This is a genomic window from Bacillus sp. ISL-78 (assembly GCF_018613455.1).
Taxonomy (GTDB): domain Bacteria; phylum Bacillota; class Bacilli; order Bacillales; family DSM-1321; genus Peribacillus; species Peribacillus frigoritolerans.
This window is the reverse complement of the sequence record NZ_JAGGQC010000031.1, coordinates 1-5,825: the sequence shown is the minus strand read 5'-3', so window position 1 is coordinate 5,825 and position 5,825 is coordinate 1. Positions and strand designations below refer to the sequence as shown.

General features: G+C 34.7%; 6 protein-coding genes. 5 read left to right on the top strand and 1 reads right to left on the bottom strand.

From position 1 onward, the window contains the following. Nucleotides 1-241: 241 nt before the first annotated feature. From J7I96_RS24495 to J7I96_RS24475, 5 genes are all read left to right on the top strand, one after another. Nucleotides 242-1,441 carry an IS110 family RNA-guided transposase gene (locus J7I96_RS24495; protein WP_215048140.1) on the top strand — a complete coding sequence of 400 codons (1,200 nt, stop codon included), beginning with the start codon at nucleotides 242-244 and terminating at the stop codon, nucleotides 1,439-1,441. A 523-nt stretch (nucleotides 1,442-1,964) separates the two neighbouring features. Next, the gene (locus J7I96_RS24490) at nucleotides 1,965-2,237 is read left to right on the top strand and encodes a hypothetical protein (protein ID WP_214926215.1); all 273 of its coding nucleotides are present in this window, start codon (nucleotides 1,965-1,967) and stop codon (nucleotides 2,235-2,237) included. A gap of 267 nt (nucleotides 2,238-2,504) precedes the next feature. Next, a complete protein-coding gene (locus J7I96_RS24485; RefSeq protein ID WP_214926212.1) occupies nucleotides 2,505-3,434 on the top strand; it encodes an aminoglycoside phosphotransferase family protein in 930 nt (309 codons plus the stop codon). Nucleotides 3,435-3,497: 63 nt separating this feature from the next. Further along, nucleotides 3,498-4,058 (top strand): histidine phosphatase family protein, encoded by a 561-nt coding sequence (locus J7I96_RS24480; RefSeq protein WP_214926204.1) that lies wholly within the window; start codon nucleotides 3,498-3,500, stop codon nucleotides 4,056-4,058. A gap of 278 nt (nucleotides 4,059-4,336) precedes the next feature. Further along, nucleotides 4,337-4,876, top strand: a complete 540-nt coding sequence (locus J7I96_RS24475; protein ID WP_214812355.1) for a GNAT family N-acetyltransferase — start codon at nucleotides 4,337-4,339, stop codon at nucleotides 4,874-4,876. Nucleotides 4,877-5,613: 737 nt separating this feature from the next. Here the strand turns inward: J7I96_RS24475 and J7I96_RS24470 are convergent. Continuing rightward, a partial coding sequence (locus J7I96_RS24470; RefSeq protein ID WP_215048138.1) for a hypothetical protein occupies nucleotides 5,614-5,825 on the bottom strand: 212 nt, incomplete at its 5' end.

The window sequence follows — 5,825 nt, the reverse complement described above, 5'->3', positions numbered from 1 at the left end:
TACTCTATAGGGTACAGTTTATTTTACTGGTTGACCTTTTTTTAATAGAATCTATTATATCAGTAGCCAGGGTAGGACGTACGGGTGCGTGGGACTTGATCCCGTGAACTAAACTGTCCGCCCCCTACTTGTAGAAACATGTTTGAGGCTGGTTGGGACGCAGATCTCGTATAACAAGCGAAGCTATGACACTACATGGAGGACTAGGGGTACTGGTTAGTAAGTAGAGGAGGAAAAAACAATGAATCCAGTTGTTGGTCTGGATGTGGCAAAAGGAGAGAGCCAAGTTCAGGCATTTTTAGATCAATCTAAACCGTATGGGAAGAGCTTTTCAATGAAGCATATCAAAGAGGAGTTAGATCATTTTTTAGAATTTCTAAAAGAAATGGAAGAGGTGACAGGGCAAATGCCTATGGTCATTTTAGAATCTACAGGGCATTACCATTCTCCTGTTATTCAATACCTGGAGGAACAAGGGATTCTATATATCTTACTAAATCCGATTATTTCTTATCAGGCAAAGAAGTCCGGTTTACGAAAGGTAAAAACAGACGCAATCGATGCGTACCAGTTGTGTGTGCTGTATTACAAAGAGGATTTTGAATCTCATAAAATTAGAGGAATTCGGCTTTTAGACCTTCGGAATTTGTCCAGACAACAGGAAATCGTAACGAATATGTATGTGGAAGCTAAACTTCAGTTTCACACCATTTTAGATCAACTTCCTGAATACCGAAAGGTTTTTGGCGATTTATTCTCAAATGTTTCATTATTGATGTTAAAGGAATACCCTACTTCAGAGGCCGTAATAAAAGCCGGGGAAAGTAAACTAGCAGAGAGTGTAATGGAGTTCTGTCCTAGCCGATCGGGTCAATGGGCGTGGGGAAAAGCCAAAAAAATAATGGACTCCGCATCTCGAAATCCATTTCAAAAAAACGTGTATGAAAGTCACGTAATCAATCTACGTATGTATATTGAGTTGCTTTTTCATTACCAGGGACACCTCTCTGAGTTGGAAGATCGTATAGTGGCCCTGGCAAATGAACTGGAAGAATATAAGATCATCCAATCGATTCCCGGTATCGGAGAAAAAATCGCAGCCACGATTATCTCTGAAATTGGTGAAATCGATCGGTTTAATCACCCGAAAAAACTAGTTGCCTTCGCTGGAGTAGATCCAAGTGTTCACTCATCAGGTAAGTTTACGGCAACCATTAATCGTATTACTAAAAGGGGTTCGAGCAGACTACGTCATTCTCTGTATCTTGCCGTACTGTGCGGCATAAGAAGTTCAAGGAACAAAAAGCTTAAAGCATTCTATGATAAGAAAAAATCAGAAGGAAAACCTGCCAAAGTTTCAATCGTTGCCTGTATGAATAAGTTGCTTCATTGGATTTATGCTTTATTAAGCAGAAAAGAAACGTTCCTAGATTTAGCCTAATTAACGGTTTTGTGAAACAAAGAAAAATCCTTCCAAAAGGATTTTGGAGGGTTATTTGGCATGGCCAAAAATAGTATATCATAAGGGAAATGAAAATTTTAGAGAAAGATATTGACATCCTATTAGCTGGTTTAGTTCATTAAGGATCACAAAAATGATCAATCTTTTTTATAAAATAATCAAGAAGATTAAAAAAATAAGTTGTGTTCGAAAAAGGGGAGGGTATAGATATTGCCTTCCCCTTTTTTTTTACAGATAAATTTATATGACTGTATTGTTTATAATGTACTCGATTTTGTATCTCAAAACAGTTAGAGATTGAATTGGTGCGGTTTTGAGTGGATTAATAACTCTATGTACTCAAATTCACGTCCCCAAAGTACTTATCTTTGTGTCTTCGTACAACAGTGTATTCGTACTGTGTGGTTTGATATTCACGCAAACTCTTATTATTGTTAAAATACGGTAGAAGGTTAATTTTGGGCACGAATTTTTATAATCTAATTCATAAGGAGCAATTGTTATGCAAAAAATACCTGGACTTATATCCATTCTAATCCCGTCTGTTTTAACATTATTGATCGTTAACTTTTTATTTGATATCGTATCGTTGAAAATTCAAGGAATGCCACTCGTGTTTCCGTTTATCCTTTGTCCAATAGGAGATGCATTAGGGTTTGTAGGATATAAAATGAATCGGGATAAACTTTCATTGGTTGGGATAATCTTTAACATCGTTTTATTTGTGTTCCCAATCTTATATAACATTATCGGTATACTCACACAAGGTGCATAAAGTTTAGTGAAAAAGAATTGGATTATTCCAATCCTCAATTTTAGAGATATATCGCACAGTTTCTGTCAACTCTACAATAAGGCAGGTTGCTGAGGCTGTCTTTTCTTATGGCACTAACAGGTACTTTAGCTTAAGATCGGAGCTGTCTTTAAGGCAGCTTTTTGTTATGCAACTATCGGGGGCAGGTTAGTGCTGAAAACTAAAGGGACAAAGAGACATTTGTTAATGTTATAGAAGTCAAAAGATAAAAGTGGAGGTGTCAAATATATGGATGACATTATAAAAACTCTTCAAGACAGAGTAAAGTTAATGCAAAACGCTACTAAAATTGAAAAACTATCAAAAGGGTACTCTCCCGATAAAAAATATGTAGTTTATGTTGATGATAAAAAATTATTGTTACGAGTAGGTGATATGGAGGGTTATGAAAAGAAGAAGACAGAGTTTGAAATATTGAACAAAATGCAACAGTTTAATGTTCAATCGCCAAAGCCAATTGATATAGGTATTATTGATGAATTGAACTCCTGCTATAATATTTATTCTTATATTGATGGTGTAGATGCAAAAGAGGCAATACATACTCTTACAGAACATGAACAATATAAAATTGGATTGGAAGCAGGTATACAACTATCAAGGTTGCATTTATATGAAGCACCTTCAACAGTTAAAAATTGGTATGACCGAGCGATGGAAAAGCATTATAGATACCTAGATGTATATAAATCTTGTGGTATAAAGGTTAAAAATGATGAAAAGATTATTGATTTTATTGAGAAGAATAAGCAGCATATAAAAAATCGCTCTAATCACTTTCAGCATGATGATTATCATCTAGAAAATATCATTGTGAAGGATAAGCAATACGCTGGCGTAATTGATTTTAATAATTTTGATTGGGGAGACCCACTTCATGACTTTGTAAAAGTAGCATTATTTCAAAGAGAATTAAGTGTTCCATTTTCAATTGGACAAATTGAAGGATATTTTGATAATAATGTTCCCGATGATTTTTGGTTGCATTATTCTATCTATGTTGGAATGGTTATCTTTTCATCTGTAGTATGGTCTTTACGGTTTGCACCAGAACAATTAGATGAAATGATAACACGATTATACGTTGTTTTGGAAGACCACAAAGATTTTGAGATACTAAAGCCAACATGGTATGAACCAAATCTGTTATTAAACTAACAGATTGGAAAATTACAGACAAATATAGAAACTAGTATTTACTACTTATATGGGGGGATTTGTATGCTAAAAAAGATTTACATTGTCAGACATTGCGAAGCACAGGGGCAACCTTCGGAATCTCAATTAACAGAAAAAGGTTCGAAACAAGCGAAATATTTAGTTGATTTCTTCAGTGATGCAAAAATTGACCGAATCATATCAAGTCCGTTTTTGCGTGCTATTCAATCAGTAGAACCATTAAGTGAGAAAATAAACTTAAAAATAGAGATTGATGAACGTTTGTCAGAACGCACACTAAGTACAACGGACTTACCTGACTGGTTTGAAAAACTTAAAGCAACGTTCAATGATATGGAGTTGAAATTTGAAGGAGGAGAGTCGAGTCAAGAAGCAATGAACCGAATAGTAAGCGTTGTAGATGAAGTTTTTAAAAGTGAAACTGAAAACACAATAATTGTTACTCACGGAAATTTAATGTCTTTACTGCTAAAGAATTATAATAATAACTTTGATTTTGAGTGTTGGAAGAATCTTAGTAATCCTGACGTCTTTCAATTAACTTCTACAAAAAATGATGTAAATATGGTACGTATATGGCAAGAAGAAACAATAAATATTTGATTAGGCGTATTATTTTTTTCAACTAACAAGTGCTTTACTCATTAAGGGAGTTGCATTGGCAGCTCTTTTTCTTATATTTGTGAAGGATTGTACTTAAACTAACGGGTGCGTTAGCTGAAGATCAGAGCTGTCTTTAAGGCGGCTTTTTCTTTATGCAACTATCGGGGCAGGTTAGTTGAAGAAGCTTAGAGTAGACGAACTGTGAGAAAAACAAATAATCTTTGCCTTTTATAGATAGTATATAATGAAATATATTCCATTAAGGAAGGGGATTAATTGTGTTTACCAGTGAGGTTGTCTATTTAAAAGAACTTAATTTATCAGATGCTGAAAATTTACTACAATTGCTAGTAGAAAATAAGGATTTCTTTGAACCATTCTCAATAAAACGTCCATCTAACTACTATTCTTTAGAAAAGCAAAAAGAATTAATAATAACTTGGGAACAAAAATCAAAAGAAAATATTAAATACCAGTTTGGAATTTTTCTAAAAAAAAATGATTCACTAATAGGAACTATCAGCCTCTTTGAAATTATTCGCGGTCCCCTTCAAAGTGCATTGATAGGTTATTACTTAGATCAAAAAAATAATGGAAAGGGTTACACTACAGAAGCTGTTAAAATGGTTGTAGATTATGCTTTTAGAACTCTTAATTTACATAGGATTGAGGCTGGCGTTATGCCACATAACATAGGTTCAATACGTGTTTTAGAAAAGGCTGGTTTTCATAAAGAAGGAATCGCAAAACAAAATATAAAAATAAATGATCGTTGGGAGGATCATCAGGTATTAGCCATAATAAATCCCAACGATTAATTTTCATTGTCAGCCCGTCTTCAATTTTTTCAACCACTCTAATGCAGTGGTTTTTTTATTTAATGTACAGTTGATGTCAAAATCTACAACCGGTCTTCTTCAACTAACGGGGCAGCATTCCTGTATTAACTGGAATACTAAAAAGTTTGTGAAGAAATCTACTTAAACTAACGGGTGCGTTAGTTCATTAAGTATCACAAAAATAATCAATTTTTTTTATAAAATAATCAGGAAGATTAAAAAAATTAGTTGTGTTCGAAAAAGGGGAGGGTATAGATATTGCCTTCCCCTTTGTGTTTACAGATATATATATGACTGTATATAATGTACTCGATTTTGTATCTCAAAACAGTTAGAGATTGAATTGGTGCGGTTTTGAGTGGATTAATAACTCTATGTACTCAAATTCATGTCCCCAATGTACTTATCTTTGTGTCTACGTACACCAGTGGTACTTCCCACAGTACTCGGGGGATTTTCGTGTTTGAAAAATTTTTGAATATTACGCTGGTTTCGTGACATACTAACTTTAAACGGAACGCAACTATTGCATGCCCCTGTATTAGCCGTAAAAAAGCTGGTACGGGGGTTTTTATTATTATTAAATTCGAATAATAATTCCCGTTCAGTGGCATAGTAGTTATAACCGTTAAGGTTGAAAGCAACTTATTGAACCGACTGTGTTAACTGCAAATGCCCTGTACCCAGCCCCCCTAAAAGCTGGATACGGGGTATTCTTATTTGTCCTGTCCTTTCTCACCCCATTTAAACAGATGGGAATAAGGCAGCTTCAACAGGTTACTTCTAACAGACGGTTGGCATGTTTCACAGTACCATTCTACATAATCCTTGCCGTTTTCATGTAGCCAAGTCATTAGTACCAAACTGTACCACCTACCGCAGTACACACACATCTTCCGTTCTGTCATTTTGTATGAAAACACAATAG